This window comes from Ruegeria sp. CL6, assembly GCF_056536465.1.
The window spans coordinates 430,940-457,482 of record NZ_JBQFPR010000003.1; the positions used below are offsets into that span (position 1 = coordinate 430,940).

General features: G+C 59.6%; 31 protein-coding genes. 17 read left to right on the forward strand and 14 right to left on the reverse strand.

Features of this window, described 5'->3' with window-relative positions; genetic code table 11:
* Window positions 1-10: 10 nt before the first annotated feature.
* The gene (ubiA, locus tag ACR0LH_RS11680) at window positions 11-973 is read right to left on the reverse strand and encodes a 4-hydroxybenzoate octaprenyltransferase (RefSeq protein ID WP_170570678.1); all 963 of its coding nucleotides are present in this window, start codon (window positions 971-973) and stop codon (window positions 11-13) included.
* Window positions 974-985: 12 nt separating this feature from the next.
* On the opposite strand from ubiA, the gene ACR0LH_RS11685 reads away from it, so the two are divergent.
* The 11 genes from ACR0LH_RS11685 to ACR0LH_RS11735 all read left to right on the forward strand — a co-directional run bounded on the left by ACR0LH_RS11685 (window position 986) and on the right by ACR0LH_RS11735 (window position 11,246).
* A complete protein-coding gene (locus tag ACR0LH_RS11685) occupies window positions 986-1,711 on the forward strand; it encodes a 16S rRNA (uracil(1498)-N(3))-methyltransferase (protein ID WP_480721082.1) in 726 nt (241 codons plus the stop codon).
* The gene (locus ACR0LH_RS11690; protein ID WP_480721083.1) at window positions 1,708-2,556 is read left to right on the forward strand and encodes a GNAT family N-acetyltransferase; all 849 of its coding nucleotides are present in this window, start codon (window positions 1,708-1,710) and stop codon (window positions 2,554-2,556) included. Before ACR0LH_RS11685 ends, ACR0LH_RS11690 begins: the two co-directional genes overlap by 4 nt.
* Window positions 2,553-3,080, forward strand: coding sequence for a hypothetical protein (locus tag ACR0LH_RS11695; protein WP_170387332.1), 528 nt, complete (start codon window positions 2,553-2,555; stop codon window positions 3,078-3,080). The genes ACR0LH_RS11690 and ACR0LH_RS11695 overlap by 4 nt, the downstream gene beginning before the upstream one ends.
* Before the next feature lie 64 nt (window positions 3,081-3,144).
* On the forward strand, window positions 3,145-4,515 hold the full coding sequence (locus ACR0LH_RS11700; RefSeq protein WP_170387334.1) for a glutamate--cysteine ligase: 1,371 nt from the start codon (window positions 3,145-3,147) through the stop codon (window positions 4,513-4,515).
* 110 nt (window positions 4,516-4,625) lie between these two features.
* Window positions 4,626-4,955 (forward strand): hypothetical protein, encoded by a 330-nt coding sequence (locus ACR0LH_RS11705; RefSeq protein ID WP_480721085.1) that lies wholly within the window; start codon window positions 4,626-4,628, stop codon window positions 4,953-4,955.
* Window positions 4,956-4,997: 42 nt separating this feature from the next.
* The gene (locus tag ACR0LH_RS11710; protein ID WP_480721086.1) at window positions 4,998-5,693 is read left to right on the forward strand and encodes a Hint domain-containing protein; all 696 of its coding nucleotides are present in this window, start codon (window positions 4,998-5,000) and stop codon (window positions 5,691-5,693) included.
* Between the two features lie 86 nt (window positions 5,694-5,779).
* Complete coding sequence (gene pheS, locus ACR0LH_RS11715; RefSeq protein ID WP_170387338.1) at window positions 5,780-6,853, forward strand: phenylalanine--tRNA ligase subunit alpha; 1,074 nt, start codon at window positions 5,780-5,782, stop codon at window positions 6,851-6,853.
* The gene (locus ACR0LH_RS11720; RefSeq protein WP_480721088.1) at window positions 6,850-7,257 is read left to right on the forward strand and encodes a hypothetical protein; all 408 of its coding nucleotides are present in this window, start codon (window positions 6,850-6,852) and stop codon (window positions 7,255-7,257) included. The genes pheS and ACR0LH_RS11720 overlap by 4 nt, the downstream gene beginning before the upstream one ends.
* 198 nt (window positions 7,258-7,455) lie before the next feature.
* Window positions 7,456-8,259, forward strand: coding sequence for a CE1 family esterase (locus ACR0LH_RS11725; RefSeq protein ID WP_480721089.1), 804 nt, complete (start codon window positions 7,456-7,458; stop codon window positions 8,257-8,259).
* Between the two features lie 78 nt (window positions 8,260-8,337).
* Entirely contained in the window at window positions 8,338-10,734 is a 2,397-nt protein-coding gene (gene pheT, locus ACR0LH_RS11730; RefSeq protein ID WP_480721090.1) for a phenylalanine--tRNA ligase subunit beta, read from the forward strand.
* A gap of 62 nt (window positions 10,735-10,796) precedes the next feature.
* Complete coding sequence (locus ACR0LH_RS11735; RefSeq protein ID WP_170387346.1) at window positions 10,797-11,246, forward strand: YtoQ family protein; 450 nt, start codon at window positions 10,797-10,799, stop codon at window positions 11,244-11,246.
* A gap of 36 nt (window positions 11,247-11,282) precedes the next feature.
* Here ACR0LH_RS11735 and ACR0LH_RS11740 read toward each other — a convergent pair whose 3' ends face one another.
* The gene (locus tag ACR0LH_RS11740) at window positions 11,283-11,981 is read right to left on the reverse strand and encodes a glutathione S-transferase N-terminal domain-containing protein (RefSeq protein ID WP_170415157.1); all 699 of its coding nucleotides are present in this window, start codon (window positions 11,979-11,981) and stop codon (window positions 11,283-11,285) included.
* A gap of 214 nt (window positions 11,982-12,195) precedes the next feature.
* On the opposite strand from ACR0LH_RS11740, the gene ACR0LH_RS11745 reads away from it, so the two are divergent.
* Window positions 12,196-13,002 (forward strand): mechanosensitive ion channel domain-containing protein, encoded by an 807-nt coding sequence (locus ACR0LH_RS11745; protein ID WP_170387350.1) that lies wholly within the window; start codon window positions 12,196-12,198, stop codon window positions 13,000-13,002.
* A 189-nt stretch (window positions 13,003-13,191) separates the two neighbouring features.
* On the opposite strand, the gene ald is transcribed toward ACR0LH_RS11745, so the two are convergent.
* Window positions 13,192-14,310 carry an alanine dehydrogenase gene (gene ald, locus ACR0LH_RS11750; RefSeq protein ID WP_170485176.1) on the reverse strand — a complete coding sequence of 373 codons (1,119 nt, stop codon included), beginning with the start codon at window positions 14,308-14,310 and terminating at the stop codon, window positions 13,192-13,194.
* Between the two features lie 136 nt (window positions 14,311-14,446).
* Between ald and ACR0LH_RS11755 the strand changes: the two genes are divergently transcribed.
* A complete protein-coding gene (locus ACR0LH_RS11755; protein ID WP_170387354.1) occupies window positions 14,447-14,905 on the forward strand; it encodes an Lrp/AsnC family transcriptional regulator in 459 nt (152 codons plus the stop codon).
* Between the two features lies 1 nt (window position 14,906).
* Here ACR0LH_RS11755 and ACR0LH_RS11760 read toward each other — a convergent pair whose 3' ends face one another.
* Window positions 14,907-15,746 carry a CPBP family intramembrane glutamic endopeptidase gene (locus ACR0LH_RS11760; protein WP_480721092.1) on the reverse strand — a complete coding sequence of 280 codons (840 nt, stop codon included), beginning with the start codon at window positions 15,744-15,746 and terminating at the stop codon, window positions 14,907-14,909.
* Window positions 15,747-16,038: 292 nt separating this feature from the next.
* Between ACR0LH_RS11760 and ppk2 the strand changes: the two genes are divergently transcribed.
* Complete coding sequence (gene ppk2, locus ACR0LH_RS11765) at window positions 16,039-16,956, forward strand: polyphosphate kinase 2 (protein WP_170387358.1); 918 nt, start codon at window positions 16,039-16,041, stop codon at window positions 16,954-16,956.
* A gap of 117 nt (window positions 16,957-17,073) precedes the next feature.
* Here ppk2 and rpsU read toward each other — a convergent pair whose 3' ends face one another.
* Window positions 17,074-17,280 carry a 30S ribosomal protein S21 gene (gene rpsU, locus ACR0LH_RS11770; RefSeq protein WP_005614280.1) on the reverse strand — a complete coding sequence of 69 codons (207 nt, stop codon included), beginning with the start codon at window positions 17,278-17,280 and terminating at the stop codon, window positions 17,074-17,076.
* 111 nt (window positions 17,281-17,391) lie between these two features.
* On the opposite strand from rpsU, the gene ACR0LH_RS11775 reads away from it, so the two are divergent.
* Complete coding sequence (locus ACR0LH_RS11775; protein WP_480721094.1) at window positions 17,392-18,084, forward strand: COQ9 family protein; 693 nt, start codon at window positions 17,392-17,394, stop codon at window positions 18,082-18,084.
* Window positions 18,085-18,139: 55 nt separating this feature from the next.
* Window positions 18,140-19,126, forward strand: coding sequence for an NAD(P)H-quinone oxidoreductase (locus ACR0LH_RS11780; RefSeq protein ID WP_480721095.1), 987 nt, complete (start codon window positions 18,140-18,142; stop codon window positions 19,124-19,126).
* Between the two features lie 34 nt (window positions 19,127-19,160).
* Here the strand turns inward: ACR0LH_RS11780 and ACR0LH_RS11785 are convergent, their stop codons facing one another.
* On the reverse strand, window positions 19,161-20,018 hold the full coding sequence (locus ACR0LH_RS11785) for a DUF2189 domain-containing protein (RefSeq protein ID WP_480721097.1): 858 nt from the start codon (window positions 20,016-20,018) through the stop codon (window positions 19,161-19,163).
* 193 nt (window positions 20,019-20,211) lie between these two features.
* Between ACR0LH_RS11785 and ACR0LH_RS11790 the strand changes: the two genes are divergently transcribed.
* Window positions 20,212-21,195, forward strand: coding sequence for a quinone oxidoreductase family protein (locus ACR0LH_RS11790; protein ID WP_170696607.1), 984 nt, complete (start codon window positions 20,212-20,214; stop codon window positions 21,193-21,195).
* A gap of 67 nt (window positions 21,196-21,262) precedes the next feature.
* Here ACR0LH_RS11790 and ACR0LH_RS11795 read toward each other — a convergent pair whose 3' ends face one another.
* From ACR0LH_RS11795 to ACR0LH_RS11830, 8 genes are all read right to left on the reverse strand, one after another.
* Window positions 21,263-21,739 (reverse strand): YHS domain-containing (seleno)protein, encoded by a 477-nt coding sequence (locus ACR0LH_RS11795; RefSeq protein ID WP_170387368.1) that lies wholly within the window; start codon window positions 21,737-21,739, stop codon window positions 21,263-21,265.
* A gap of 174 nt (window positions 21,740-21,913) precedes the next feature.
* Window positions 21,914-22,192 (reverse strand): hypothetical protein, encoded by a 279-nt coding sequence (locus ACR0LH_RS11800; RefSeq protein ID WP_480721098.1) that lies wholly within the window; start codon window positions 22,190-22,192, stop codon window positions 21,914-21,916.
* Window positions 22,189-22,794 (reverse strand): glycerol-3-phosphate 1-O-acyltransferase PlsY, encoded by a 606-nt coding sequence (gene plsY / locus ACR0LH_RS11805; RefSeq protein WP_170696603.1) that lies wholly within the window; start codon window positions 22,792-22,794, stop codon window positions 22,189-22,191. The genes ACR0LH_RS11800 and plsY overlap by 4 nt, the downstream gene beginning before the upstream one ends.
* Window positions 22,794-24,074: a dihydroorotase gene (gene pyrC / locus ACR0LH_RS11810; RefSeq protein ID WP_480721100.1), complete on the reverse strand. Its 1,281-nt coding sequence runs from the start codon at window positions 24,072-24,074 to the stop codon at window positions 22,794-22,796. The genes plsY and pyrC overlap by 1 nt, the downstream gene beginning before the upstream one ends.
* Window positions 24,071-24,457 (reverse strand): hypothetical protein, encoded by a 387-nt coding sequence (locus tag ACR0LH_RS11815; protein WP_480721101.1) that lies wholly within the window; start codon window positions 24,455-24,457, stop codon window positions 24,071-24,073. The genes pyrC and ACR0LH_RS11815 overlap by 4 nt, the downstream gene beginning before the upstream one ends.
* On the reverse strand, window positions 24,442-24,960 hold the full coding sequence (locus tag ACR0LH_RS11820; protein ID WP_480721102.1) for a hypothetical protein: 519 nt from the start codon (window positions 24,958-24,960) through the stop codon (window positions 24,442-24,444). Before ACR0LH_RS11820 ends, ACR0LH_RS11815 begins: the two co-directional genes overlap by 16 nt.
* On the reverse strand, window positions 24,957-25,892 hold the full coding sequence (locus tag ACR0LH_RS11825; RefSeq protein WP_170387378.1) for an aspartate carbamoyltransferase catalytic subunit: 936 nt from the start codon (window positions 25,890-25,892) through the stop codon (window positions 24,957-24,959). Before ACR0LH_RS11825 ends, ACR0LH_RS11820 begins: the two co-directional genes overlap by 4 nt.
* 409 nt (window positions 25,893-26,301) lie before the next feature.
* Entirely contained in the window at window positions 26,302-26,487 is a 186-nt protein-coding gene (locus ACR0LH_RS11830; protein ID WP_480721104.1) for a hypothetical protein, read from the reverse strand.
* Window positions 26,488-26,543: the final 56 nt, after the last annotated feature.

Consider the following 26,543-nt stretch of genomic DNA (forward strand, 5'->3'; position numbering starts at 1 on the left):
CGAGGTGCAATCAGACCAGCAACGCGACGCAGAGAAAGATCAGCGGAATAAGGCCGGTGTCCCGATTGGCGCGGAAAAGCTGCAGCAGCTTCGCGTTGTCTTCGGTATCCAACCCACGCAACTGCCATGCCATGTGCCAACCCATCGCCCAGGGACCGGCCAGTGCCACAAACAGCGCCAGGATCGAAGCCTGCGTTGTTGCGGCGTCGATGATCGCAAGGCCCATAAGCGAGACTGTCGCAACAAGGAAGTATTTCAGCCACTTCGCCGTATCTTCCCCGAACAGCCGGGCGGTGGATTTGATGCCGATCAGCTCATCATCTTCGGCGTCCTGATGGGCATAGATCGTGTCATAGAACAGCGTCCATGCGATACCTGCCAGATACAGGGTGATCGCGGGTACTCCGACCGTTCCGGTATGTGCGGCCCAAGCCAGAAGGATGCCCCAGTTGAACGCAAGGCCCAGAAACACCTGCGGCCACCAAGTGAACCGCTTGGCGAAAGGGTAGATTGTCACAGGCAGCAGAGAGAGCACGCCCATCGCAATCGCGGCTTGGTTGAAGGTCAGCAGAATCATCAACGCCAGAAGGCATTGCAGCGCCATCCAGACCGTTGCCTGCCGCACACTGACCTGACCCGAAGGGATCGGCCGCGACCGGGTGCGCTCGACCTGAGCATCGAATTCGCGGTCGGTAATGTCGTTCCATGTGCAGCCCGCCCCGCGCATAAGGAACGCGCCGATGGCGCATCCGGCCGCGATCCACAGGTCTTCCCAGCGCGGATTTCCGTCGCTCAGGATCGCCAGCGCCAGCCCCCACCAACAGGGAATCAGCAAAAGCCACGTGCCGATGGGCCGGTCTGCGCGTGAAAGGCGCAGATAGGGGCGGGTGAATGCGGGCGCATATGTATCGACCCAGTTGCCGGATACCGCATCAGCGACCTGACCGTCTGGTGTTGGCGCGTTGCCTTGCATATGTAACGTCTCATGAGTGCAAAGATCAGATTGTATGTAGAGCACCCTTTGGGTCCGGGGCAATCCGTTGATTTGACGCGCGAGCAGGCACATTATCTGTTTGGCGTCATGCGTCTGGCCGTGGGCGGCCACGTGGCGCTGTTCAACGGTCAGGACGGAGAGTGGCTGGCCGAGGTCGCGCAGGCCGGAAAGCGCGGCGGGGTGCTAAGCTGTGTTGAACAGTCCAAGCCCCTGCAATTGCCGCCTGATCTGTGGCTGCTTTTCGCTCCGATCAAAAAGGCGCGCACCGACTTCATCGTTGAAAAAGCGGCTGAGATGGGGGCGGCGCGCATCCTGCCCGTGCAGACTGAATTCACCAATTCCGAACGCATCCGGCAGGACCGCCTGCAGGCCCACGCCGTCGAAGCCGCCGAGCAATGCGGCGGCACCTACGTGCCCGAAGTCAGCGACCTCCAGCGTCTGGATCGTGTACTGGAAGCATGGCCTGACGGTCGCCAGTTGATGTTCTGTGATGAGGCCGAGGTGGGATCGGCCCTGCGTCTGGCTGCGAACGAAAAGGATCAGCCCTGGGCCATCCTCATCGGACCCGAGGGCGGGTTTTCAGACCGGGAACGCGCGCGCCTGTCAGGGTTGCCTTTTGCGCATGTGGTCAGTCTGGGCCCGCGCATCCTACGGGCGGATACGGCGGCGGTTGCTGCCCTGACCATGTGGCAGCAGGCGTTAGGGGATTGGACGTGACGTGGCAGCAGGCGCGGCAAGGGGACGTGCCAAAGATCGACCGGTTTCTGTCGGAACATATTCAGACGTCGATGTTTCCTCTGGCCAATTTACGAGATTTCGGTTTGCGAGGGCGTGACCCGCGCGCGGTGAATGTCTGGACATTGGGCGATGGACCGCGTGCCATTCTTGCCATCACGAACGAGGGTATGGTCCTGCCGCAATGCCCTGATTGCAGCGATGCCGAGCTTGCGGAAGCGATACAGTTGATCCGGGGCCGCGCGTTATTCGGTCTGGCGGCCGAAGCGACGCAGGCCCGTCGGTTCATGCATTTGGCGGGGTGGGAAGACCGGCCCGCGACGCTGAACAGTGACGAACCGGGTTTCACTCTGGATCTGAACCAGATTGTCGTGCCTGATACATCCGGCGCCGCGCTGGTGCCGCTGGGCGATCTGGATCGTGAAATTGCCGAAGGCTGGCGCCAGAGCTACCTGACCGAAGCGATGGATTTCGACGCGGACCGCGCGCGAAGCCAGTCAAAGAAAGACATTGCAGCCTATGTCGAACGCGATTCTCATCGGGCTTTGCTGGTTTCCGGTCAGCCTGTGGGAATGACGGGGTTCAACGCACGACTGCCCGAAGCGGTTCAAATTGGCGGTGTCTACACCCCGCCTGGCTTGCGCGGACGTGGCTATGCGAAACTGGCTGTTGCGCTGCATTTGCTTGAGGCTCGGGCGGCAGGCGTGACCCGCGCTATTCTGTTTGCGGCTTCCGATTCCGCCGCGCGTGCTTATATCGCAATCGGATTTATACCCGCAGGTCAGTATTCCCTGATCCTGTTCAAAAACCCAAAGGACCCGGCATGAGTTTCATCCGACCCGAAGCCAAACTGACCCTGTGGCGCTGGCGCGAGGTGTTGGCGGCCGGAGTGGTTCTATTGGTTGGGCTTAGCTGGATCAGTGGCCCCGGAGGTCTGCTGGGCTGGCTGGGATGGGTATTGGTGATCGTTGCCGCCGCGTTGACGGTGGTCGGAATTCAGCGCGCCCGGTTCAGAACCGGGGCGGGCGGGCCGGGCGTTGTCACAATCGACGAGGGGCAGATAACCTATCTCGGCCCGTTGGATGGTGGCATCGTTGCGGCACGTGAGATCGAACGGCTGGCGTTGGACCCGACCTCGAACCCCGCGCATTGGGTTCTGGATCAGCCGGGTCAGCCAACGCTTCACATTCCTGTGAATGCAGAAGGGGCCGAGGCGTTGTTCGACGTTTTCTCGGCTTTGCCGGGGCTTAAAACCGAAGCAATGCTGGCGGAACTGAACAGCGGTGGTGTGCATCCGGTGGTCATATGGGAGCGTAACCCGATGCGCCCTCCACATCTGCGGCTGCATTGACACTGGCGGCATTTCCCCCCACGACTGACCCAAAGACAGACACATCAGGATCGGAGAGCGGTTCATGTCCATCCCCCAGTCCGGCGGCGGGCCGATCGAACGCCACGAACAACTTGCCGAATATCTGGAATCGGGCTGCAAGCCCAAATCAGATTGGCGCATCGGGACCGAGCATGAGAAGTTCGGTTATTGCAAGGACACGCTGAAGCCGTTGCCGTTCGAGGGTAAACGCTCGATCGTGGCTGTGCTGGAAGGTCTGCGCGACCGCCACGGCTGGGGAGAGGTGCGCGAAGGCGACAAGCTGATCGGTCTGGAAAAGGACGGCGCGAATGTCAGTCTGGAACCCGGTGGGGCGCTGGAATTGTCGGGTGCTCCGCTCGAGACGATCCACGAAACCTGCGATGAGGTGAACACGCACCTGCGTGAGGTGAAGGACATCGCGGATGAGATTGGCGTGGGTTTCATCGGTCTGGGCGCGGCTCCGATCTGGACCCATGACGAGATGCCGCTGATGCCCAAGGGCCGCTATCGCCTGATGAACGACTATATGGAGAAGGTCGGTACAATGGGCCGCGCCATGATGCGGCGCACCTGTACCGTTCAGGTCAATATCGACTTTGGGTCCGAGGCCGACATGGTGCAGAAACTGCGCGTGGCGCTGGCGTTGCAGCCGGTAGCGACAGCGCTGTTTGCCAATTCTCCGTTCTTCGAGGGCAAAGTGAACGGCCAGAAAAGCTGGCGCAGCTATATCTGGCGGCATCTGGACGATGCGCGGACGGGCATGCTGCCGTTTGTGTTTGAGGACGGCTTCGGGTTCGAGCGTTATGTGCAATATGCGCTCGATGTGCCGATGTATTTTGTCTATCGCGACGGGCAGTATATCGACGCGCTGGGCATGTCCTTCCGGGATTTCCTGCAGGGCAAACTGCCTGCGTTGCCCGGCGAAACGCCGACCCTGTCCGATTGGGCCGACCACCTAACCACTGCTTTCCCCGAAGCGCGGATCAAGAAGTTCATGGAGATGCGCGGCGCGGATGGCGGCCCGTGGCGTCGCTTGTGCGCGCTGCCCGCCTTCTGGGTGGGGCTGACCTATGATCAGGGCGCGCTGGATGCCGCGTGGGATCTGGTCAAAGGCTGGGACGCGGAAACGCGCGAAGCGCTGCGCGTCGAGGCCGCCAAAGACGGTCTGCAGGCACAGGTCGGCAACATCAATATGCATGACCTTGCGCGCGAAGTTGTTGCGATCGCCGAGTCCGGCCTGAAGTCCCGCGCCTTGCCCGGCGCAGGTGGGTTGGTCCCGGATGAGACGCACTTTCTGAACGCCCTGAAGGACAGCATCGAAACGGGCAAGGTTCCTGCCGATGAGTTGCTGGATCACTACAACGGCGACTGGAACGGCGATCTGACGCGCATATTCCCGGAATACAGCTACTAACCGGTGAGCCGCAGTTTAAGATATGGTTTGCCGATATTGGTGTCTTGGCTTGAAAGCCGTCACAGGCCAAAGAATAATGTAATCAAGGTCCCGTATTCCGAGAGCGATTGATGGCGCGTATAAGCGAACTGCACTACTCCAACGCCTACGCAGCAACCTCTGGTACTAGCGAGTTTCTGGAGGTGTCGCTTCGCCCTGGTGAAGACCCGGCGGATTTCACGGTCTCTTTTTATCAGGCCAATGGGCAGGTCGGGATCGAGATTCCGCTGGATGATCCAAATATTCAGGTCTCCATCGACCCCGATAACAACGAACGGGTCTATGTTATCTCGGCGGATGATTTTCCGATCCTTCTGACGGACCCCGACGGAGGTGGACCAGACAACTACGAAGCCTATGCGCTGACCAACACCGCAACGAGCGAGGTTGTCGATTTTTAAGATATTGGTGGCGGCACCCAGAACATCGTAGCGCAGGATGGATTGGCTGCGGGCGAAACGTCGGTGAACCTGCCGGTGCTGGTGGGGCCAAGCCGGACCACGACGACAATACAGTTCAACCAGCCTGACCCTGATACGCTTGTGTATGAGGCCGTGAACCCCGGCGATAGCGGCGTGGCCTGTTTCACGGCTGGTACGATGCTGGATTCTCCGGATGGTCCGCGCCGGATCGAAACCCTGAAACCCGGCGACTGGGTGACGACATTCGATCATGGTGGACAACAGGTGCGTTGGATCGGGCACCGCACTGTTTCGGGGCAGGGTCGGTTTGCGCCGATCCGGATCAGCGCCGGAACGCTGGGCGCAGAGGTCGATGTTCTGGTGTCACCGCAGCATCGCCTTTTGATTTGCGGCTGGCAGGCAGAGCTGATGTTCGGAGAAGACGAGGTTCTGGTTCCAGCCAGATCGCTGGTCAATGGCGAGACTGTGACCCAAGCGCCGTGCGACATTGTCCACTACGTTCATCTGCTATTCGATCGCCATCAGTTGGTGACAACGGCAGGCTTGGTGTCCGAGAGCTTTTTTTCGGGCCAGGAAGGGCTGGACGGGCTTGCGCCGGAAACGGCGGAAGAACTTTTTGCGCTTTTCCCTGATCTGCGCCGATGCCCTGACGCCTATGGCGTTGCCGCGCGGCCGATCCGTCAGGGCAAAACCGTGGCATTGTTGCGCTCTGCCTGATTGCGCGGCTGTCCCCCTCTTGCTTTCGCGGTCTGCTGTGATAGCAGGTCCAGAACATCAGTCAGGGGCCAGGTTCAGGAAGCGTCATGGACGATCTTAAGGCAAAATATCTGGGGCAGATCGCCGATGCGGGCGACGAGAACGCGCTTGAGGCGATCCGCGTCGCAGCCGTGGGCAAAAAAGGCGAGGTCGCGCTAAAGATGCGCGAGCTGGGTAAAATGACGCCCGAGGAACGTCAGGTCGCAGGTCCCGCGCTGAATGCTCTGAAGGACGAGATCAACTCGGCCCTGTCCGCGAAAAAGGCGGCTTTGGCCGATGCCGCGCTGGATGAGCGTCTGCGGACCGAGTGGCTGGACGTGACCCTTCCGACCCGCGCGCGCCGTCAGGGTTCGATCCACCCGGTCAGTCAGGCGACCGAGGAACTGACCGCGATCTTCGCCGAGCTGGGATTTTCGGTGGCCGAGGGGCCGCGCATTGAAGACGACTGGTACAATTTCGACGCGCTGAACATTCCCGGCCACCACCCTGCACGGGCCGAGATGGACACGTTCTACATGCACCGCGCCGAGGGCGATGATCGCCCGCCGCATGTGCTGCGGACGCACACGTCTCCGGTACAGATCCGTTCAATGGAGCTGCAAGGCGCGCCGATCCGCGTGATCTGTCCGGGCGGTGTCTACCGCGCCGATTATGATCAGACCCACACGCCGATGTTCCATCAGGTCGAAGGGCTGGCCATCGACAAGGACATCTCGATGGCGAACCTGAAATGGGTTCTGGAGGAGTTCGTAAAGGCGTTCTTCGAGGTCGACGATGTCGAACTGCGCTTCCGCGCCTCGCACTTCCCCTTCACCGAGCCATCGGCCGAGGTCGATATCCGCTGCTCGTGGGACAACGGTCAGCTAAAGATCGGTGAGGGCGACGACTGGATGGAGATTCTGGGTTCCGGCATGGTCCACCCTAAGGTGATCGCCGCCGGTGGCATCGACCCCGAAGTCTATCAGGGCTTTGCGTTCGGCATCGGCATCGACCGTCTGGCGATGCTGAAATACGGTATCCCGGATTTGCGGGCGTTCTTCGATAGCGACCTGCGCTGGCTGCGGCACTACGGGTTTGCAGCGCTGGATATGCCGAACCTGCATGGTGGTTTGTCTCGGTGAAATATCAGATTTCCCAAGAGAAATTGATTCTTGAGGTGATCGAAAGAGACGATGATGGTGAAGGTTTTGGCACAGACTTCCCTGAGTTTCTAACGCAATTTGGATTTGAAAGCCGCTACAAAGAAGAAGTTGCGGCAATGTGGGAGAGTTTCTGCTATCATATTCAGCAGATCGAGCGCCGTGGATTTATCAAAGCATCGCCGATGGGCGAAACTGCCATGAGCTTAGAATTGCTGCCACTCGGTCACGAGCAGCTTGAGTTTCATAGAAAAAACACTTGGTACTTTAAGGTGCTTAGTGTCTTGTGCAGATGGATGGACAAGGCCATGACTTCGGTGGTTTTCCCTATAGTAGCAGCAGTTCTGACCGTTTTTGTTATGCAGTTTTTTGGTCTAGCAAATTAGGTACCAAGTTTTGCGCGATACGAATGAGTGAGACAAAAAGCGCGGAGCAGAGGCCGATAGGCCGCCGCGCTATCGCCACCCCGCGGTCTGGCGATAGCGCGGCTTGCGCCCTGATCCGAGAGTTGGCGTTAGTGCGTGTTACAGGTTCCCACAGGGTTGTGACGTGACAGGCGGCGTCAGGTGACTAGGCTCTGGCCTATGATCTATCGACTGCTTTTCCTCTTGATGACCGCAACCCCAGCGCTCGCCATGGGGCCGTGGAAATCCGATTGCCACGGCGATACCGCCTGTGAGATCGGGGACCGCTCGTATCATGTGCTGGAGCCGGATGGTTGGGACGGGGAAAGCCCTCTGCCGGTACTGCTGCATTTTCACGGATGGTCGCGGCAGGGCACCGTGGTGGTGAACCATGAACGGATAGCAGGGGCCACGAAACTGCGTGGCGTGTTGCTGGTGGCCCCGAACGGCTTGGGCAAAGGCTGGAATTTCTGGTCGGCGGATACCGGGGATGTCCCATTTGCCGATCGGGTGCTGGAGGATGTGGCCAATCGCTATCCGGTCGACCCGGACCGCATCTATGTCTCGGGGTATTCCTATGGCGGTGCGATGGCGTGGCGCTTTGTGTGTCAGTCGGGCAATGACATGGCGGCGCTGCTGGCTGTTGCCGGCTCGATCCGTCAGACGGAAACCTGCCCCGAAGCCCCGCGCGAGGTGCGGCATGTGCATGGCTTGGACGATACGGTGATGGATTTCCCGCTCGGCCCCGATGGGGACACGACCTATCCGGTGGCGCTATGGCGCGAGAAGTACAATTGCAACGGCGCGACCCCGCGCGGGGATTGGAGCGTGAAGCCGTTCCTGACGCTCAGCCGCACGGAATGGACCGATTGCGCGCAGGGGCAGGTGGTGCTGGATACCCATCCGGGCGGCCATTTCATCCCGCATGGCTGGCTTGGCCGGCAATTGGACGAGCTTTTGGGCCGCACCCCCACCTATCCGTAACGCGCAGCGCTTGCACCTTGGCGCAATCTTTGCCATTGCCTGTGCCAAACGGATGTTTGCCCAAGAAAGCCCGCTGCAATGAAATTCACTCTGTCCTGGCTGAAAGACCACCTCGATACGGATGCGTCGGTTGATGAGATCGCCGAGGCGCTGACCGACCTTGGCCTTGAGGTCGAAGAGATCGTGAACCCGGCGGACCGGCTGGCGGGATTTACGCTGGGTCATGTAAAGCACGCTGAGAAACACCCCGACGCCGACAAGCTGCGCGTCTGCACGGTAGAAACCGATGAGGGCGATCTGCAGATCATCTGCGGTGCCCCCAACGCGCGCGAAGGCATCACGGTCGTGGTCTGCAAGCCGGGCATGTATATCCCCGGTCTGGATATCACCATCAGCGTCGGCAAGATCCGCGGCGTCGAAAGCTTTGGCATGATGGCGTCTGAGCGCGAGCTGGAGCTGTCGGAAGAACATGACGGCATAATCGAGCTGCCCTCGGGCGAGGTCGGTGACAAGTTCGTGGACTGGCTGGCCGAGAATGAGCCGTCCAAGGTTGATCCGATGATCGAGATTGCGATCACGCCGAACCGTCCCGATGCGCTGGGCGTGGCAGGGATCGCGCGCGATCTGGCCGCGCGGGGTGTAGGGACGCTAAAGCGGCGTGACTACGCGCCTGTACCCGGCGACTTTGAAAGCCCGATCAAGGTGACGATTGACGAAGACACGCTGGACGGTGCACCGCATTTCACCGGCCGGGTGATCCGAGGAGTCAAGAACGGCCCAAGCCCGCAGTGGTTGCAGGATCAGTTGAAGGCGATTGGTCTGCGGCCCATTTCGGCTCTGGTGGATATCACCAACTATATGACCTTTGACCAGAACCGCCCGCTGCATGTGTTTGACGCTGACAAGGTGCAAGGCAACCTGCGCGTTCATCGTGCCAAAGGTGGTGAAACGCTGGTGGCGCTGGACGAAAAGGAATACACGCTGCAACCCGGCATGATGGTGATTTCGGACGACAACGGCCCCGAATCCATCGCCGGTATCATGGGTGGCGAGGAAACTGGTTGCACCGAGGAGACCGTGAATGTCTTCCTCGAAAGCGCGTTTTGGGATCATGTGCAGATCGCGCTGACCGGTCGTGCGCTCAAGATCAACTCGGACGCGCGGTATCGGTTCGAGCGTGGCGTTGACCCGGACTACACCCGCGAAGGGCTGGAGCAGGCAACGCAGATGATTCTGGATATTTGCGGGGGCGAGGTCTCGTCGGTTGTCGAAGCCGGCAAAGCACCGAACCACGCGCGGGCCTACAAGCTGGATGCGGCGCGGGTGCAGTCGCTGGTCGGGATGGATATTCCCGAAAGCGAGCAGCGCCAGACCCTGACCCGCCTTGGTTTCCGGCTGGAAGGTGAGATGGCCCATGTCCCCAGTTGGCGCCCCGATATCATGGGTGAGGCCGATCTGGTGGAAGAGGTCGCGCGGATCGCGTCCCTGACCAAGCTGAAGGGCAAACCGCTGCCGCGTATCACGGACGGTATCCCGAAACCGGTGATGACGCCAACGCAGCGCCGTCAATCCTTGGCGCGTCGTACCTGCGCGGCCTTGGGGTATACGGAGTGCGTGTCCTACACGTTCATTGATCAGGCGTCGGCCGCGCTGTTCGGTGGCGGTGATGAGGCGACCCAGTTGGAGAACCCGATCTCCTCGGAAATGAGCCATATGCGCCCCGATCTTCTGCCCGGTCTGCTGCAGGCTGCGGCGCGCAATCAGGCGCGTGGATATGCGGATGTGGCTCTGTTTGAGGTTGGCCCTGTCTTCCATGATGGCGAGCCGGGCGATCAGAAAACGCAGATTTCCGGCTTGCTGGTTGGTCGCGACGGACCAAAGGATGTGCACGGTGCATCGCGCCCTGTCGATCTGTTCGACGTCAAAGCCGATGCCGAGGCTGTGCTTGCGGCCATTGGTGCGCCCGCCAAGGTTCAGGTTCTGCGCGACGGTGATGCGTGGTGGCATCCGGGCCGTCACGGTAAAATCTGTCTGGGTCCGAAAAAGGTGCTGGGCGTGTTTGGTGAACTGCACCCGCGTATCCTGCAGTCGATGGATATCAAAGGCCCGGCGATGGCCTTTACCATCTGGCCGGACGAGGTGCCTCTGCCCCGCAAGTCGGGCGCGACCCGAGCCGCGCTGGAACTGCGTGACCTGCAAGCGGTCGAGCGGGATTTTGCCTTTGTCGTGGACGAAACCGTCGAGGCGCTGACCTTGGTCAATGCGGCCGCAGGTGCGGACAAGGCGCTGATCGAAGATGTCCGCGTCTTTGACGAATTCATCGGTGGCAGCGTCGGAGAGGGCAAGAAATCCCTCGCGATCACCGTTCGCCTTCAGCCGACAGACAAGACGCTCAAGGAAGAAGATATCGAGGCGGCCGCCCAGAAGATTATCGCCAAGGTCACCAAGGCGACCGGCGGGACGCTGCGCGGCTAAGCCTGTTTGCAATCGAGATTCGAGGCGCGCCTTCGGGCGCGCCAACCAGCAAGGAGAGTTCCATGAGCCTGAGCGTTTACCTGTCCGGAGAGATTCACACCGACTGGCGTGAGCAGATCATCGAAGGCGCACAAGGGTTGGATATTACGTTCAACAGCCCCGTGACGGATCACGATTCCAGCGACGATTGCGGAGTGGCCATTCTGGGCGCCGAGCCGAACAAATACTGGCACGACCATAAGGGCGCGATGGTAAACGCCATTCGTACCCGCAAAGGGATCGCCGATGCTGACGTTGTCGTCGTGCGGTTTGGCGAGAAATACAAACAGTGGAACGCAGCGTTCGACGCAGGCTATGCGGCGGCTCTGGGCAAGTCCCTGATCGTGTTGCATGGACCCGATCACCAGCACGCCCTGAAAGAGGTGGACGCCGCTGCGCTGGCCGTCGCCGAGCAGCCCGCGCAAGTTGTTGACGTGCTGCGATACGTTTTGACGGGCAAACTTCCCGGTTGAGGGTGCGGGGTGAGGCGCGGCCTCACCCCACCCGGTTTACTCTGTCGCCGGAATACGCAGGCCGCGCTGTACGGCGGGTCGTGCAAGGAACCGATCGACATAGGGTTGAAGGTTCGCGAAATCGTCCCACCCCACGATTTCCTTGACGCCGTAATAGTCCAGACCGCGCAGCCATGGAACGATGGCAATATCGGCGATCGAGTACTCTCCGGCGATCCAGTCCTGACCGTTGAGCTGAGTGTTCAGGACGTTCAGCAACCGCTTCGCTTCGGCGATGTACCGTTCGCGGGGGCGGGGGTCTTCGATCTCTTTCCCGGCGAATTTGTGGAAATAGCCCAACTGTCCGAACATCGGCCCCAGACCGCCCATCTGAAACATCAGCCACTGGGTGACACGATGTTTGTCGGCCGGTGTTGATCCCAGCAGCTTGCCGCTTTTTTCGGCCAGATACAGCAGAATCGCACCGCTTTCAAAAAGCGCCAGCGGTTCCCCGTCCGGACCATTGGGGTCGATGATCGCGGGGATCTTGTTGTTGGGGTTCAGCGAAAGGAACTCGGGGCTTTTGACGTCCTTGTCGGCCAGCGTGACCAGATGCGGCTCATAGGGCAGGCCCGTCTCTTCCAGCATGATCGAGGCTTTGACACCGTTGGGCGTCGGGTAGGAATAAAGTTGGATCTTTTCGGGGCTGCTGGCAGGCCAGCGGGCTGTAATCGGGTGCGAGGTGGTATCCAGCATGGTTGGTTCCTTTCAGACGGTTTGGAACAGGTAAGCACGGTCAGGCGATCCTTCCAGTGGTGAGGGTGTGCATGTCCGGTCAGCGGCTGTGTATTCTGGAACAACGGGGAAAAGGGTTGCATCTCACACCTAGACCGAAGCCCAGTTATCGCTCAGACTTCTGCAATCCCGCACTGCGGTTGCGGGTCAGAAGTAACTCGGAAAGGAGAAGCGCGTGGATGAGGTCGTGACTCAGGTGGGTGCGTTTGCCCCCCTAATCGTGAACGCTGTGAAAGCACTGATTGTCCTGATCCTTGGTTGGATCGTGGCCGGAGCGATCAGCGGTATGGTCCGCCGCCGGATCAATGCAACGCCGAACATAGATCAGACGCTTGGGAATTTTGTCGCCAGCCTAGTGAAATGGGCGATATTGGCCATGGTTCTGGTCGCCGTGCTGGGCATTTTCGGCATTCAGGCGACAAGTATCGTCGCTATTCTGGGTGCAGCATCGCTTGCCATCGGTTTGGCGCTTCAGGGAACGCTGAGCGATCTTGCTGCCGGGGTGATGCTGGTGGTGTTCCGCCCCTACAAGCTGGGTCAGTATGTTGACATTGGCGGGACGTCTGGGACCGTGAAAGACCTGAACCTGTTCACGACCGAGCTTGTGACGCCTGACAACGTGCAGATCATCGTCCCCAATGGTCAGTCCTGGGGGTCGATTATCTCGAACTATTCGGCGCATGATACCCGGCGCGTCGATTTGGTGTTTGGGATCGACTATGGCGACAGCGCGGATGAGGCGATGAAGATCATCCTGAGTGTCGCGCAGGCGGACAGCCGTATTCTCAGTGATCCCGAGCCTTGGGTGCGCGTGACCAATCTGGGCGATAGCTCGGTCGATTTGACGGCACGGTTGTGGTGTGCAAATGCCGACTACTGGGACGTAAAGTTCGAGTTGACCAAAGCGATCAAGGAAGCGTTCGATGCCAAGGGTGTCTCGATTCCGTATCCGCATTCCGTGGAGATCCACAAACAGGCGTAAGTGCTCCCGCCCGTCGGTCGGGCATTGAAATGCCCTCCTCCGGTTGGGCCCGGCGCCGCGCCTTCGGCGCGGCGTTGATGCGTTTTAAAGACCGGTTCTACCAACCCGACCGCGCTGCGCCAACGGCGCAGCGCTTGGCCCAACGCTGCAAACGCCCTCGGCAGAGGGCGCTTTCAGGGGCGGGAGGGTTCAGGACTTGATCACCACATTTGGCGATACGACGTCGATTCCCAGCGCCTTGCCGACCGCGTAGTAGGTCAGTTGACCAGCATGGACATTCAGCCCGGCCAGCAGGTGCGGGTCATCCTGACATGCCTGTTTCCAGCCCTTGTCGGCCAGTGCCAGAAGGAAGGGCATCGTCGCGTTCCCCAAAGCGATCGTCGAAGTCCGTGCAACCGCGCCGGGCATGTTGGCCACGCAGTAGTGCATGATGCCATCGACCTCGTAGATCGGCTCGGCGTGGGTTGTGGCTTTTGAGGTCTCGAAACATCCGCCCTGGTCAATGGCGACATCTACCAAAACCGCGCCGGGTTTCATCGTGGATAGCTGCTCGCGCGTTACCAGTTTTGGCGCAGCGGCCCCGGGGATCAGCACCGCACCGATCACCATGTCAGCGGTTTGAATGAGTTCAGCCGTGGCGCCAGCCGTCGAGTACTGGTTCTTGAACCTGTTCCCGAACACATCGTCGAGGTAACGCAAACGCGGCAGAGAGCGGTCCAGCACGGTGACATCCGCGCCCATGCCCGCGGCGATCTGAGCGGCGTGAGTCCCCACGACACCACCGCCAATGACGACAACTTTCGCAGGCCCAACACCGGGAACGCCGCCCATCAGCACACCGCGCCCCCCATTGGCCTTTTGGAGGGTCCAGGAACCGACTTGAGGCGCAAGGCGACCCGCGACCTCGGACATCGGTGCCAGCAGAGGCAGCCCGCCGTTGGAGTCGGTCACGGTTTCGTAGGCAATGGCCGTACATCCCGAAGCAAGCAGGTCGTGAGTCTGATCCGGATCGGGGGCAAGGTGCAGGTAGGTAAACAGCAACTGACCTTCGCGCAGCATTTTGCGCTCGACTGCCTGCGGTTCTTTCACTTTGACGATCATGTCTGCTGTGGCAAAAACTTCGGCCGCTGTTTCGACGATCGTTGCTCCGGCCGCAATGTAGTCTGCGTTTTCAAACCCCGAGCCGTGGCCCGCTCCGGTTTCGATAAGCACCTCATGACCTCTGGCAACGGCTTCTTGCGCGGCGTTGGGTGTCATGCCGACGCGGAACTCTTGCGGCTTGATTTCCTTGGGGCAACCGATTTTCATTTGGCCTCTCCGTTCATAAACTGCCTAAATTATGTGCGAAATTGGGTGCAATTTCTGTGAAACTCTGCCTGCACTTCGGCTTTTCTTCGGGAAAATCTTCGGTAAGATGCCATAAATCTGCAAAAGGATTGCGCTAATGAGCCTCGACACGACTGATCGAAAGATTCTGGCCGCCTTGCAGAAAAACGGCAGGATGTCCAATGCCGAACTGTCCGAACAGGTAAATCTTTCACCCTCGGCCTGTCATAGGCGCGTGCAGAGGCTGGAAGCTGATGGATACATACGTGACTATGTCGCGCTTTTGGATGCGCGAAAGATGAAGGTTCCAACGACAGTTTTTGTCGAGATCACGCTGCAAGGTCAGGCCGAAGAGGTTCTGGATGCTTTTGAAAAGGCCGTTGCGCGGATACCGGATGTTCTCGAATGCCATCTCATGGCGGGAACAGCGGACTATATTCTGAAGGTCGTGGCCGAAAACACCGAGGATTTTGCCCGTATCCACCGCCAATACCTGTCGCGTCTGCCGGGAGTGGCGCAGATGCAAAGCTCGTTCGCGCTGCGGACTGTATTCAAGACCACGGCTTTGCCAGTCTAGCTCAAGCCGGAGCGGGATAGGTAAAGAAGGCCAGATGCGCCGCGTTGAATGCGAAGTGCATCAGGGTGGGCACCCAGAGCCGACCGGTCGCATAATACCCAAGCCCGCAAGCTGCCCCAAGGATCGAGGCGAACGCAACCAGCGCCAGCCCACCCGGAAAGTGAACCAACCCAAACAGCAGGCTTGCGGCGGCGACACCAAGCGCGGCACCTGCTTTGGATGTGATCAAGGACTGTAAATAGCCGCGAAAAAACGCCTCTTCTGTCAGGCAGGTCAGGAACAGGTTGAACAGCGCAAAGCTGAACCACCAATGAGGGAGGCCGAACTCTGGTTTGACGGCCCCGGCGAACAGGCCAATCACGAACAAAAGAGGCAACAGCAGAAGACCGAAGGCCAAAGGCAGTCCGCGGATTTGGCTCAATCCGTCGTTCATCCTGGGCCACGCAAGAAGCACCGCGAAAAGCACCAGGGGTTTGTCCAGATTCAGGTGCATGCTGAACTCTGTGCTTTCCGGTCCGGCGTGAACCTGATCCAGAATCAGAAGATTGTGGAACCCCGGTATCAGGTGCGCGCCCAGGGCCACGGCCCAAAGGACCACTGCGATATGTCCAAGACAGACCGCCGGTCCGGATAGGTGGCGTAGGAGCGCCGCACCGCCGATCCCCGCGATTGCTACGCAAAACGCCAAGGGAGTCACAAGCCCAAGCACCAATGCCGCCGTGCCGAAAACGGCCAGTAGCGCCCTGGCCAAAGACCATTGTCCTGACGCAGCGCCAATCTGTGCTGCAATCAGGATGAACCACGGCCAGATAATCGGCAAAAGGGAAATAAAGTGCGCCACTGCATTCTCGGATTTTTGACACGCGCATTGATGCCGTCAGAAACTGCGCAAAGACAAGAAGGCGAGCGGTGAAGATGATTCAACACGTTGACCATGAGGCATTTCTGCCGCTGGATGCTGCTGCCGGTGAAATCGCTCTGTGCCGTGGCGGGGTGTTTTCTCGTGTCGCAGTGACCTTGCGGTTGCGGGCGGTTAGTCTTAGAAAAAGGACCCTCATCAATTCTTCTGATGACATCAGGCGGTTACATGCGCCGGATAATATTTGAACCTGATAGACGATAAGGAACAGACCTTGGCTTACGAACACAACGATGCCCCCAAAGACTGGCTGGAAGCCGAGTTGGAAGACACGTTGGACGAAGATTTCGAGATTGAGTTCAGCGAACCCATGTTGTCGATGGAGATCCGGAAGATCTACAAGGATCAGCACCCAGAGATGCTTGATCGCAAGGTTTACTTCCGCAACCTGCTGCGCCTGCAGGCTGAACTGATCAAGGTTCAGGATTGGGTTCAGCATACCGGGGCCAAGGTTTGCATCCTGTTTGAAGGTCGCGACAGTGCCGGTAAAGGAGGCGTGATCAAACGGATCACACAGCGCCTGAACCCGCGCGTTGCCCGCGTTGTCGCGTTGCCTGCGCCCAGCCGCAGGGAACAAAGCCAATGGTATTTCCAGCGTTACGTTCCCCATCTGCCCGCTGCCGGTGAGATCGTTTTGTTCGACCGGTCATGGTACAACCGCGCGGGCGTTGAGCGGGTCATGGGATTTGCCAGCGAGGATCAGGTTGGACAGTTCTTTCAGGACGTTCCCGAATTTGAACGGATGCTGGTGCGCTCGGGGATTATCTTGCTGAAATACTGGTTCTCGATCACCGACGAGGAGCAGCAGTTGCGATTCCTCATGCGTATCCACGATCCGATGAAGCAGTGGAAGCTGTCTCCGATGGACCTGGAATCCCGCATCCGGTGGGAAGCCTACACCAAGGCCAAAGAGGATATGTTGTTCCGCACCAATATTCCCGAGGCACCTTGGTATATTGTCGAAGGCAACGACAAAAAGCGCGAGCGTCTGAACTGCATCGAACATCTGCTGACCAAGATTCCCTATACGGACGTGCCGCAGGAAAAGGTCAATCTGCCGGATCGCGAATACAACCCGGAATATGAACGCCGCGTTCTGCCTGACGAGCTGCACGTTCCGAAAATCTACTGATCCCAACGCCCCTGATGTTCGGGGGCGTTTTTCTTTGGCCCTGAAACGACAAACCCCCGGGCGGGGCCTCGGGGGTCGTCAAATAGTGTCATCCAAAGCTGGACGAGCGTCAGGTGCTTAGAGCAAACCTTCGCGCTGGGCTTTCTTGCGTGCCAGTTTACGGGCACGGCGGATCGCTTCAGCTTTCTCGCGCGCTTTCTTCTCGGACGGTTTCTCGAAATGTTGCTTGAGCTTCATTTCACGGAACACGCCTTCGCGCTGCAGCTTTTTCTTCAGGGCACGAAGCGCCTGATCGACGTTATTGTCGCGAACACTAACCTGCATGTGGTTGTCACCACCTTTCTAGATAGAGTTGCAAGGAAATTGCAGGAAGTGGCCGTATAGCAAAGCGCCCCTAACTTGTCTAGTACTGGTGCAAGAACCCGGAGAACCGCGATGTCCACGACTTACGAAGACGCCAAAGAAAAGCTTTTGGATGCGATGTTGGGCCATGTGCCCTTTGACGGCTGGTCTGAAACCAGCTTCCGCATGGCGATAGCCGACTGCGATATGGACGACGCACTGGCCCGCGCCATCTGTCCGCGTGGTGCGGTCGATCTGGCGCTGGCTTTTCACGCGCGGGGGGACGCCGCGATGGTGGAACGCCTGAAAACCGAGGATTTGAGCGATCTGAAGTTCCGGGATCGTATTGCAGCCGCTGTTCGGTTCCGTCTTCAGGCGGTTGATGACAAAGAGCTGGTGCGTCGCGGGATGACGCTGTTTTCGCTGCCGATGCACGCGGCGGATGGGGCGAAAGCGTTGTGGCAGACCTGCGATCTGATCTGGGACACGCTGGGCGATACGTCTGACGACGTGAACTGGTACACCAAGCGGGCAACGCTGTCTGGGGTCTATTCCTCGACCGTGCTGTTCTGGCTGGGGGATGATTCGCCGGACCATCAGAAAACATGGGAATTTCTGGACCGCCGCATCGACAACGTCATGCAGTTTGAAAAGGTCAAGGCGCAGGTGAACGGGAACCCTCTGTTCAAGCCGTTTCTTGCAGTTCCGAACTGGCTGGCGGGGCAGGTGAAAGCTCCGATGAAGATGAGGTCGGATCTGCCGGGAATGCTGAACCCGCGCAAGTAAGCGTCTGGGCCTTTGAGGAATTGGCTGCTAGGCATTGGGCAAAGGAGATTTGCCCATGACCCAGATGATGCGCGCCGTTGAAATCACCAAGCCCGGCGGTCCGGATGTTCTGCAACTGACCCAACGCCCTATGCCCGAGGCACAGGCCGGTCAGCTTGTCCTGAAAGTGGCCTATGCGGGGGTGAACCGGCCTGATGCGCTGCAACGGGCGGGCGCTTATGATCCACCCCCGGGTGCAAGTGACCTGCCGGGGCTTGAGGCATCCGGCGAAGTCGTTGCCCTGGGCGCTGGGGTCGATAGCCTTTCGGTCGGCGATCAGGTCTGCGCATTGCTGCCCGGTGGAGGTTATGCCGAATACGTTGCCACTCCTGCTGCGCACTGCTTGCCCGTTCCGGCAGGCATGGGCTTGAAAGAGGCTGCCTGCCTGCCCGAAACCTTTTTTACGGTCTGGTCAAACGTCTTTACGCGCGGCGGTCTGAAAGCGGGTGAGCGGTTCCTCGTCCATGGTGGTTCCAGCGGTATCGGAACCACGGCGATTCAGCTGGCGAACGCTTTTGGTGCCCGCGTTTTCGCCACTGCCGGGTCCGAGGAAAAGTGCGAGGCATGTGTCAGGCTGGGTGCTGAAAAAGCGATCAACTATCGGGACGAAGATTTTGTTGCTGCGCTGCGGGCCGAGGGGGGTGCCAATCTGATCCTCGACATGGTGGGCGGCGACTATATCCCTCGAAATGTGAAGGCATTGGCCGAGGATGGGCGGCTGGTTCAGATCGCCTTTCTGCAGGGGCCGATGGTGCAGTTGAATTTTGCTTTGATGATGGTCAAACGCCTGACACTCACCGGCAGCACGTTGCGCCCGCAGAGTGATCTTGCCAAGGCGAATATAGCGCAGGACCTGCGCGAAGCGGTCTGGCCTCTGCTTGAGGCAGGGAAGGTTGCCCCCGTTATGGACAGCGAATTTGATCTGGCCGATGCAGCGGCGGCCCATGCGCGAATGGAAAGCTCGGGCCACATCGGTAAGATTGTTCTGAACGTCGCGGGTTAACGCGGTGGTGCATGCACGGTCCCGCGCGGTTCGCTCAGGCCACCGCGCGGCGATACAGGTGCCAAGTGGCGTGACCCAGCACAGGTATGACGACGATCAGGCCCAGCAACATCGGAATTGCGCCAAGAACCAACATCGCAGCGACGATGAAGCCCCATGTCAGAATAACGCCGGGGTTATGCCGAAGAACCCGGACCGAGGTGACGACGGCAACCGGAACACCGACTTTCCGGTCCAATAGCAACGGAAAGCTGACAACACTGATCGCCAGGGCAATCAGCGCAAACAGGAACCCGACGGCATTGCCGAACAGGATCATCGTCCAGCCTGCTTTGGTGGTGAACACTTGTGTCACGAACGCGCCCAGTGACGTGGGCAGGTCAGGACCAAGGGTCTGAACATAGATGCTCTGCGCGACCATGAGCCAAACCAGCAGCAGCGCCACAAGATAAAACCCCAATGCCAGTATCGCCCCGAAGGACGGCGATCTGAACACGCCGAACGCGTCCAGCCAATGAACATCGCTCCCCTGTTCGCGCTTGCGGCTGATCTCGTACAGTCCCACTGCGGCCACTGGACCAATCAATGCGAAACCCGCGATCAGCGGCGCAAGCAGAGGCACCATGTTTCGATTCAGGCCGAATCCAAACATCAGCAACCCGGCAATGGGATAGATCAGCACGATAAAAATCGCGTCTGCGCGGGTTTCCAGAAAGTCCTGATACCCAGCGCGCAGGCAGACCCGGAGGTCTTGCAGAGTCAGAGTTTGCACCGTCGGCAAATGCCGCGTATCCGCGCTGCCGATACGTGTCACACTCTCAGCAATGTGGTCCCCGGTCGCGCCGATGTTTCGGGCGGCCCAACTTATCGGATTTCCTATTGTCTTAGCCATCGTCATCCCCTCGCTTTTGCGTATCTGCGCAGCAGAGTGGATCCGGCGTCGGTTGCCCTTGGCCGGACCAGCCGGCAACGCTTAGGCACCAGTATAACACAATTTTTCCCGTTTTGGCGTGCGCTCGCGTTATTGTGCCGATTGTTCTGTGTCGCAGGCGTGTTAGCTTGGCGGTAGGTAACAGGAGGTCAGAATGCATCAAACGGCACGAACCGTCGTCATTCATGAACACGGCGGCCCCGAGGTTCTAAAGATAGAAGACCGCCCCCTTGGTGATCCCGGACCCGGAGAGGTTCGTATTCGCCATCACGCTTGCGGGCTGAATTTTATTGACGTCTACCAGCGAACGGGCCTGTACCCGATGGACCTGCCACACGCCCTCGGGATGGAGGCCGCAGGCGTGATCGAAGCGGTTGGCGAGGGTGTGACGCATCTGGAACTTGGGCAGCGTGCCGCCTATGCCGCTGCCCCTGCAGGAGCCTATTGTGAGGCCCGCGTGATGCCAGCAGCGCAGGTTTGTCCCTTGCCTGATGGAATTTCGTTCGACGCAGCGGCGGCGATGATGCTGAAGGGTATGACGGTCGAATACCTGTTCCATCGCACAACGCCTCTAAAGCGTGGCGATACAGTGTTGTTTCACGCAGCCGCGGGCGGTGTGGGGCTGATCGCCTGTCAATGGGCCAAGTCCGAGGGTATCAAGCTGATCGGCACCGCCGGAACGGATGAGAAATGCAGCCTCGCCCAATTCAATGGCGCTAGTCATTGCATCAATTACCGCACTGAAAACTTTGCCGAGCGGGTTGCCGAAATCACGGACGGCAAAGGTGTTGACGCTGTTATGGACTCGATCGGCGCGGACACGTTCAATGGCTCATTGGATTGCCTCAAGCCGCTGGGGATGATGATATCGTTTGGCAATGCGTCGGGGCCAGTGCCGCTGATGGATATTGGAATTTTGGCCAAGAAAGGCTCGCTCAAGATCACGCGGCCGACGCTGTTCACCCATATTGCCGATCACGCCGTTTGCCAGGCCATGGCACGGCGATTGTTCGGCAAGGTCGAGGGCAACGAAGTCAAGATCCACATAGATCAGCGTTTCCCGTTAGAGCAAGTGGCGGACGCCCACCGCGCGCTTGAAGCCCGCCAGACCACTGGCAGTACGGTGCTGGAATTGTAAGCGGCAATCGGTTGTCAAAAGAAAACCGGCGGCATTCCTGCCGCCGGTCATTTTTATCAGGGTCGGATTACTGCGCTTGCAGTTCCGCCGGAGTTTTGCTTGCAATGTCTTTCCAGTTCGCGTCTGCACGCTCGTTAAAGCCCGGAATGTCGCCTTCCCAGCGTTCCTGAATGTCAGCCGACAGGTTCAGGTACAGCTTGTTGTCAACGATTTTCCAGTAGTTCGGGTCACCGTCAAACTTGAAGCCCATTGCGGTGCCGAAGGCACAGTAGCCGCCATATGCGGGCAGATACGCTTCGGGGTTTTCTTCAAAGGCAACCTTGTTTTCTTCCGATGCGAAACGATACAGAGCTTCGTTGTGCAGCGCGGTGATGCGGTAGTCACCTTTGGTGGCTTCGCCAACAGTGAAGTAGGCAACCGGGTCATACCCTTGCAGCGCCAAACCGGTCGAGCTTGCGTTCAGCTCGACACCGGCAGCCAAAGCCGAGCTTGCGATTGCGATGGACAGGGCAGCGCCGCCGATGAGAGATTTGATCTTGTTCATTGTCTTCACCTTTCGTGAACTAAGCCACCTGAAGGCACTGAAATTGTGCCTGGGCAACTCATGGGATTTTGTTCAGTGCGGTCGGGAATTGGCCGTCACGACCCCGAAGTGGGCAGCCGCCGCATCACGTTCAAAACAATCAATCGTGATTGTGCTCGGGTGAAGATGAGCTGTTCAATTTTGCGCAGGTTCCGGTTCAAAAGCGGTTACGAAATCGACCACTTTTTGCACGGGCATTTCGCACGGGCGCAGCAATGATTTTCTGTTTGAAGTCAGGTATAGGTTCAGGCTGACATAATCCCGGCCGCCCAATTCCTGCGCGACCAGCTTATGAGATTTGCCTCCCGCCAGTTCTGATCGGCTGACGATATAGCGGCGACCGCCGCTCCATCCGGTCGACGTTCCGATTGGAATGGCGAAAAAGGCGGATAGAAACGCGCCCGGGGCGGTCAAGATTGTCCGATTTTGGGTTCTGTTCCGGCACGGATACGCGCGACATTTGCGCTGTGCCGCCAGTAGACCAGCAAGGTCAGGACCATCCCAAGAACAAACGTCGTAGTATCCGTCAGGACCATGACCCAAACGGTTGAAAGCGCCGCCGCCACAAGCGCGCCCAGCGACGAAATCCGCCAGATCGCGGCCGCTACCAACCATGTCAGGCAGCACGCCACACCGACGCGCCAGTCCAGCGCCAGCCAAATCCCAAGAAAGGTGGCGACACCCTTGCCGCCCTTGAACCCCAGCCATACCGGGAAGCAGTGCCCCAGAAAGGCCGCCAGCGCCGCGACCTGAGCTGCGTCCTCTCCGGCCATTGCTCTTGCGATCAGGACTGCAACCGCGCCCTTGGCAGCGTCGAAGATCAGCGTCAGGGCTGCGGCTGATTTGTTACCGGTGCGCAGCACATTGGTCGCGCCAATATTCCCGGACCCGATATTGCGCAGGTTGCCCAGGCCCATGACCTTGGCGATGATCATCCCGAACGGGATGGACCCCATCAGGTACCCAAGCACGGCCCACAGCAGCAACTGTGTCATCGAACTGTCAATTGGCGGCATCAGGGTCTCCGGTATACTTCTTGTCCCGCGACGTAGGTTGCGGTGACCTTACCCTGCATCCGCTGGCCGTCAAACGGTGTGTTCTGTGACTTTGATCGCAGGCTGAACCGGTCCAGTACAAAAGGCACATCCGGGTCGAACAGCACCAGATCGGCAGGTGCGCCTTCGGCCAGACGGCCAGAGTCCAACCCCAGCCGTTTGGCGGGGTTCAGCGCCATGGCCTGAAACAGAGTCGGCAGGTCCAGTTGTTCGGCATGATACAGGCGCAGCGCAGCAGGCAGCAGGGTTTCCAGCGCCACCGCGCCAGATGCGGCTTCTTCAAACGGCAGGCGTTTGCTTTCTTCGTCTTGCGGCGTGTGCATAGAACTGATCGTGTCAATCAGCCCGGTCCGCACGGCGTCGATCACGGCCTGCCGGTCGTCTTCGGAGCGTAGCGGCGGTTTGACCTTGAAGAAGGTGCGATAGTCGGCCACATCCAGTTCGTTCAGCGTCAGGTGGTGGATCGAGGTGCCTGCGGTGATGTCCAGCCCGTTGCGCTTGGCCCGTTCCAATGCAGGCAGCGCGCGGGCGGTGGTGATCTGGTCGGCGTGATAGGCGGCCCCGGTCATCTCAAGCAGGGCGATGTCGCGGTCCAGCCCCATCCGCTCGGCCATAGGTGAAACGGCGGGCAAGCCGCGCAGGGCGGCGAACTTGCCGCTGGTGACGGCAGCCCCGGCGCTGAGGCCCGGTTCCTGCGGATGCGCAATCACCAGCGCGCCGCAGGATTTCGCATAGGTCAGCGCGCGCGAAAACACCTTGGTATTGGCGATCACGTGGTCGCAATCGGTAAAAGCCACGGCACCTGCGTCTTGCAGAAAGCCGATCTCGGTCATCTCGCGCCCTTCGCGCCCTTTGGTCAGGGCCGCCATCGGCAGGACGTTGACCGGAGCATCCGCCTGTGCGCGGCGGGTGGCGAATTCCAGCGTTTCGGGTGTGTCAACGGCAGGCAGAGTGTCAGGCCGCGTGACGATTGTGGTCACGCCCCCCGCAGCGGCGGCCAGACCTGCGGATTTATAGCTTTCCTTGTGCCGCTCGCCCGGTTCGCAAACCTTGACGCCGATATCGACGATGCCGGGGGCCAGACACTGCCCACCGCAGTCGATCACCTGCGCGTCGGTGGACGGGGCCACACCTTCGCCGCGTGCGACGATCCGGCCATCAGTGACGTGCAGCCAGCCGAGCGAGTCCGTCCCGGCCTCGGTGTCGATCAGGCGGGCGTTGGTGAAGATCAGGTTGCTCATGCCATGGCCCTTTCGATTGCGGCTTTGGTGGCAGCGGGGTTGGCCTGATACTTGATCAGGTGCTTGTCGCCGCCCTTGGTGACGATCTGGACAAAGCTGCCCATGATATTGACCGCCTCGATCTGGTTCAGCGGTACGTTGCGTGGGCCGGGACCTGTCAGGGCGGTCTCGGACATCTCCCACGTGTTGGTCAGTTCTTCCGAGGCCAGATACCATGCGCGGACACCAACCGCGGCAAGGCCCGCTGGCGCTCCGGTCCAGATGTAAGGATTCCCGACCAGCCAGAGCACGACCATCGCACCCGCCATGGCAAAGGCGGCCAGCCACGTATTGGTGCGGATATAGGCGCTTTTGTCGGCGGTGAAGGTCACAGGATCAGCCAAAGAACACCCCCGATCAAAAACAGGATCACAAGCGCCAAGACAGCAGACCCGACACGGCGCGGCGTGTCATTGGCTGCGGCTGACTGCGGGGCCGAGAACGGCTTGGCGCTTTCGGATGCAAGGGCACCACCGGTCCAATTTGTTGCTTCTTCCGTGAACAGCCCGATGAGGTGCAGCCTTGGGTCGGGTTTCAGTTCGGCGGCGTTTCCACCGAACGCTGCGCTACGAACGGCCATGACCCAGCCGTCAACCGCCTCAAGAACCGTGCGGTTCAACTGATCTTGCGATACCCCGCATCCTTCGTTGAGATAGCCATAAAGCCCGAGGTCTTCGAGGTCGGCGACCGGGAAAATGTCGATTTGTTCGGGGTCCAGCCCATTGACGCCCAGAACCTGATCGGCAGCGCCCGGCTCGCGCAGGAACTTCGCCTCCTCCGGGCGCATGTCCAGCGTGAACAGGCGGATCACGCCGTGTTCATGGGGGGCAACGGTCAGATCGTTCATGCGGCCTCGCGCTGGTTGCGGGCCAGCAGCTCCATCGCGGCCATGCGGACGGCGACGCCCATCTCGACCTGTTCCTGAATGACCGAGCGGTTGATGTCGTCGGCCAGCGTACCGTCGATCTCGACCCCACGGTTCATCGGACCGGGATGCATGACGATGGCGTCCGGCTTAGCCTGCGCCAGTTTCGCGGCGTCCAGCCCATAGCGGTGATAGTACTCGCGCTCCGAGGGGATAAAGCCGCCGTCCATCCGCTCTTTCTGAAGGCGCAGCATCATGACGACGTCGACGTCTTTCAGACCTTCGTTCATGTCGTCGTAGATTTCAGCCCCGAAGTCAGCGAATTGACCGGGCACCAGCGTTGGCGGGCCGATCAGCCGGATGCGGTTTTCCATCTTACCCAACAGGATCAGGTTCGACCGGGCCACGCGCGAATGCGCGACGTCCCCGCAGATTGCGATGTTCAGCCGGTGCAGGCGGCCCTTGGCGCGGCGGATGGTCAGCGCGTCCAGCAGAGCCTGCGTGGGGTGTTCGTGCCGCCCATCGCCCGCGTTCAACACCGCGCAATTCACCTTTTGCGCCAGCAGATCGACCGCGCCGGAATGCGGGTGCCGCACCACCAGCAGATCGGGGTGCATCGCGTTCAGCGTCATCGCCGTGTCGATCAGCGTTTCGCCCTTTTTGATCGAGCTGGCCTGCATCGCCATGTTCATCACATCCGCGCCCAGCCGCTTGCCCGCGATTTCAAAGCTGGCCTGCGTGCGGGTCGAGTTTTCAAAGAACATGTTGATCTGTGTCAGTCCCGACAGCACGTCGGAATGTTTGGCCGACTGGCGATTCAGATCGACGTATTTTTCAGCCAGATCAAGAATGGCGGTAATATCGGATTGCGACAGATGCTCGATGCCAAGAAGGTGACGATGGGCGAAACGCATGGGCGGGCTCCTGTCTGACAATCGAGCCGCTTATAAGTAGCTGCGCGAGGCAAGGCAACCTAAGGATCGGACCCTTCGGGCAGTTTCTCGCACCCGCCGTCGGGCAGGCACTGTTCACCGGGTTTGCACCATTTGCCATAGCCGCAGTCCACGGCCTTGACCGGGACGCAGCCCTGATTTCTGGAACACTTGAACCCGGGACGGCACTGCGACCCGGTTTTCTCGCAGAAAAACCAGCCGGGGCGCGAGCATCCCCCACCGGGCAGGCAGGCCGATCCTGAATCGCAGGTGCGCCCGTCGCTGCATTTTAGCGAGGGGAGGGGCTGAATGTCGGGTGTGATCGTCTCGCACTCACCCCGGGCGTTGCAAAAGCTGCCGCCGGGACAATCAAGGCGCGCCCGGCACTTGTTTATGCCTCTTGGCGCGCATCTGCCGCCTGCAACGCATCGCTCGAACGGGCCGCATGTTCGGCCACCGCCGCAATAGGTGCCACCCAGAGGAATGCAGTGGCCGTCGAAGCTGCATCTTTGGCCGCCGGAACAGCAGCGGGCACCGCATTTGAACTGCCCTCCGGGGCATTGATTGTTCCGCTCATAGATACCGCCCCGGTTCGGAAAAGAGTTCCTGTCATATAAACCGCCCCGGTTTTGA

Bases quoted from the DNA above. Each gene is read 5' to 3' on its own strand.
- ubiA (WP_170570678.1), bottom strand. From the start codon at position 973: ATGCAAGGCAACGCGCCAACACCAGACGGTCAGGTCGCTGATGCGGTA.
- ACR0LH_RS11685 (WP_480721082.1), top strand. From the start codon at position 986: ATGAGTGCAAAGATCAGATTGTATGTAGAGCACCCTTTGGGTCCGGGG.
- ACR0LH_RS11695 (WP_170387332.1), top strand. From the start codon at position 2,553: ATGAGTTTCATCCGACCCGAAGCCAAACTGACCCTGTGGCGCTGGCGC.
- ACR0LH_RS11700 (WP_170387334.1), top strand. From the start codon at position 3,145: ATGTCCATCCCCCAGTCCGGCGGCGGGCCGATCGAACGCCACGAACAA.
- ACR0LH_RS11705 (WP_480721085.1), top strand. From the start codon at position 4,626: ATGGCGCGTATAAGCGAACTGCACTACTCCAACGCCTACGCAGCAACC.
- pheS (WP_170387338.1), top strand. From the start codon at position 5,780: ATGGACGATCTTAAGGCAAAATATCTGGGGCAGATCGCCGATGCGGGC.
- ACR0LH_RS11725 (WP_480721089.1), top strand. From the start codon at position 7,456: ATGATCTATCGACTGCTTTTCCTCTTGATGACCGCAACCCCAGCGCTC.
- pheT (WP_480721090.1), top strand. From the start codon at position 8,338: ATGAAATTCACTCTGTCCTGGCTGAAAGACCACCTCGATACGGATGCG.
- ACR0LH_RS11735 (WP_170387346.1), top strand. From the start codon at position 10,797: ATGAGCCTGAGCGTTTACCTGTCCGGAGAGATTCACACCGACTGGCGT.
- ACR0LH_RS11740 (WP_170415157.1), bottom strand. From the start codon at position 11,981: ATGCTGGATACCACCTCGCACCCGATTACAGCCCGCTGGCCTGCCAGC.
- ald (WP_170485176.1), bottom strand. From the start codon at position 14,310: ATGAAAATCGGTTGCCCCAAGGAAATCAAGCCGCAAGAGTTCCGCGTC.
- ACR0LH_RS11755 (WP_170387354.1), top strand. From the start codon at position 14,447: ATGAGCCTCGACACGACTGATCGAAAGATTCTGGCCGCCTTGCAGAAA.
- rpsU (WP_005614280.1), bottom strand. From the start codon at position 17,280: ATGCAGGTTAGTGTTCGCGACAATAACGTCGATCAGGCGCTTCGTGCC.
- ACR0LH_RS11775 (WP_480721094.1), top strand. From the start codon at position 17,392: ATGTCCACGACTTACGAAGACGCCAAAGAAAAGCTTTTGGATGCGATG.
- ACR0LH_RS11780 (WP_480721095.1), top strand. From the start codon at position 18,140: ATGACCCAGATGATGCGCGCCGTTGAAATCACCAAGCCCGGCGGTCCG.
- ACR0LH_RS11785 (WP_480721097.1), bottom strand. From the start codon at position 20,018: ATGGCTAAGACAATAGGAAATCCGATAAGTTGGGCCGCCCGAAACATC.
- ACR0LH_RS11790 (WP_170696607.1), top strand. From the start codon at position 20,212: ATGCATCAAACGGCACGAACCGTCGTCATTCATGAACACGGCGGCCCC.
- ACR0LH_RS11795 (WP_170387368.1), bottom strand. From the start codon at position 21,739: ATGAACAAGATCAAATCTCTCATCGGCGGCGCTGCCCTGTCCATCGCA.
- plsY (WP_170696603.1), bottom strand. From the start codon at position 22,794: ATGCCGCCAATTGACAGTTCGATGACACAGTTGCTGCTGTGGGCCGTG.
- pyrC (WP_480721100.1), bottom strand. From the start codon at position 24,074: ATGAGCAACCTGATCTTCACCAACGCCCGCCTGATCGACACCGAGGCC.
- ACR0LH_RS11820 (WP_480721102.1), bottom strand. From the start codon at position 24,960: ATGAACGATCTGACCGTTGCCCCCCATGAACACGGCGTGATCCGCCTG.
- ACR0LH_RS11825 (WP_170387378.1), bottom strand. From the start codon at position 25,892: ATGCGTTTCGCCCATCGTCACCTTCTTGGCATCGAGCATCTGTCGCAA.
- ACR0LH_RS11830 (WP_480721104.1), bottom strand. From the start codon at position 26,487: ATGAGCGGAACAATCAATGCCCCGGAGGGCAGTTCAAATGCGGTGCCC.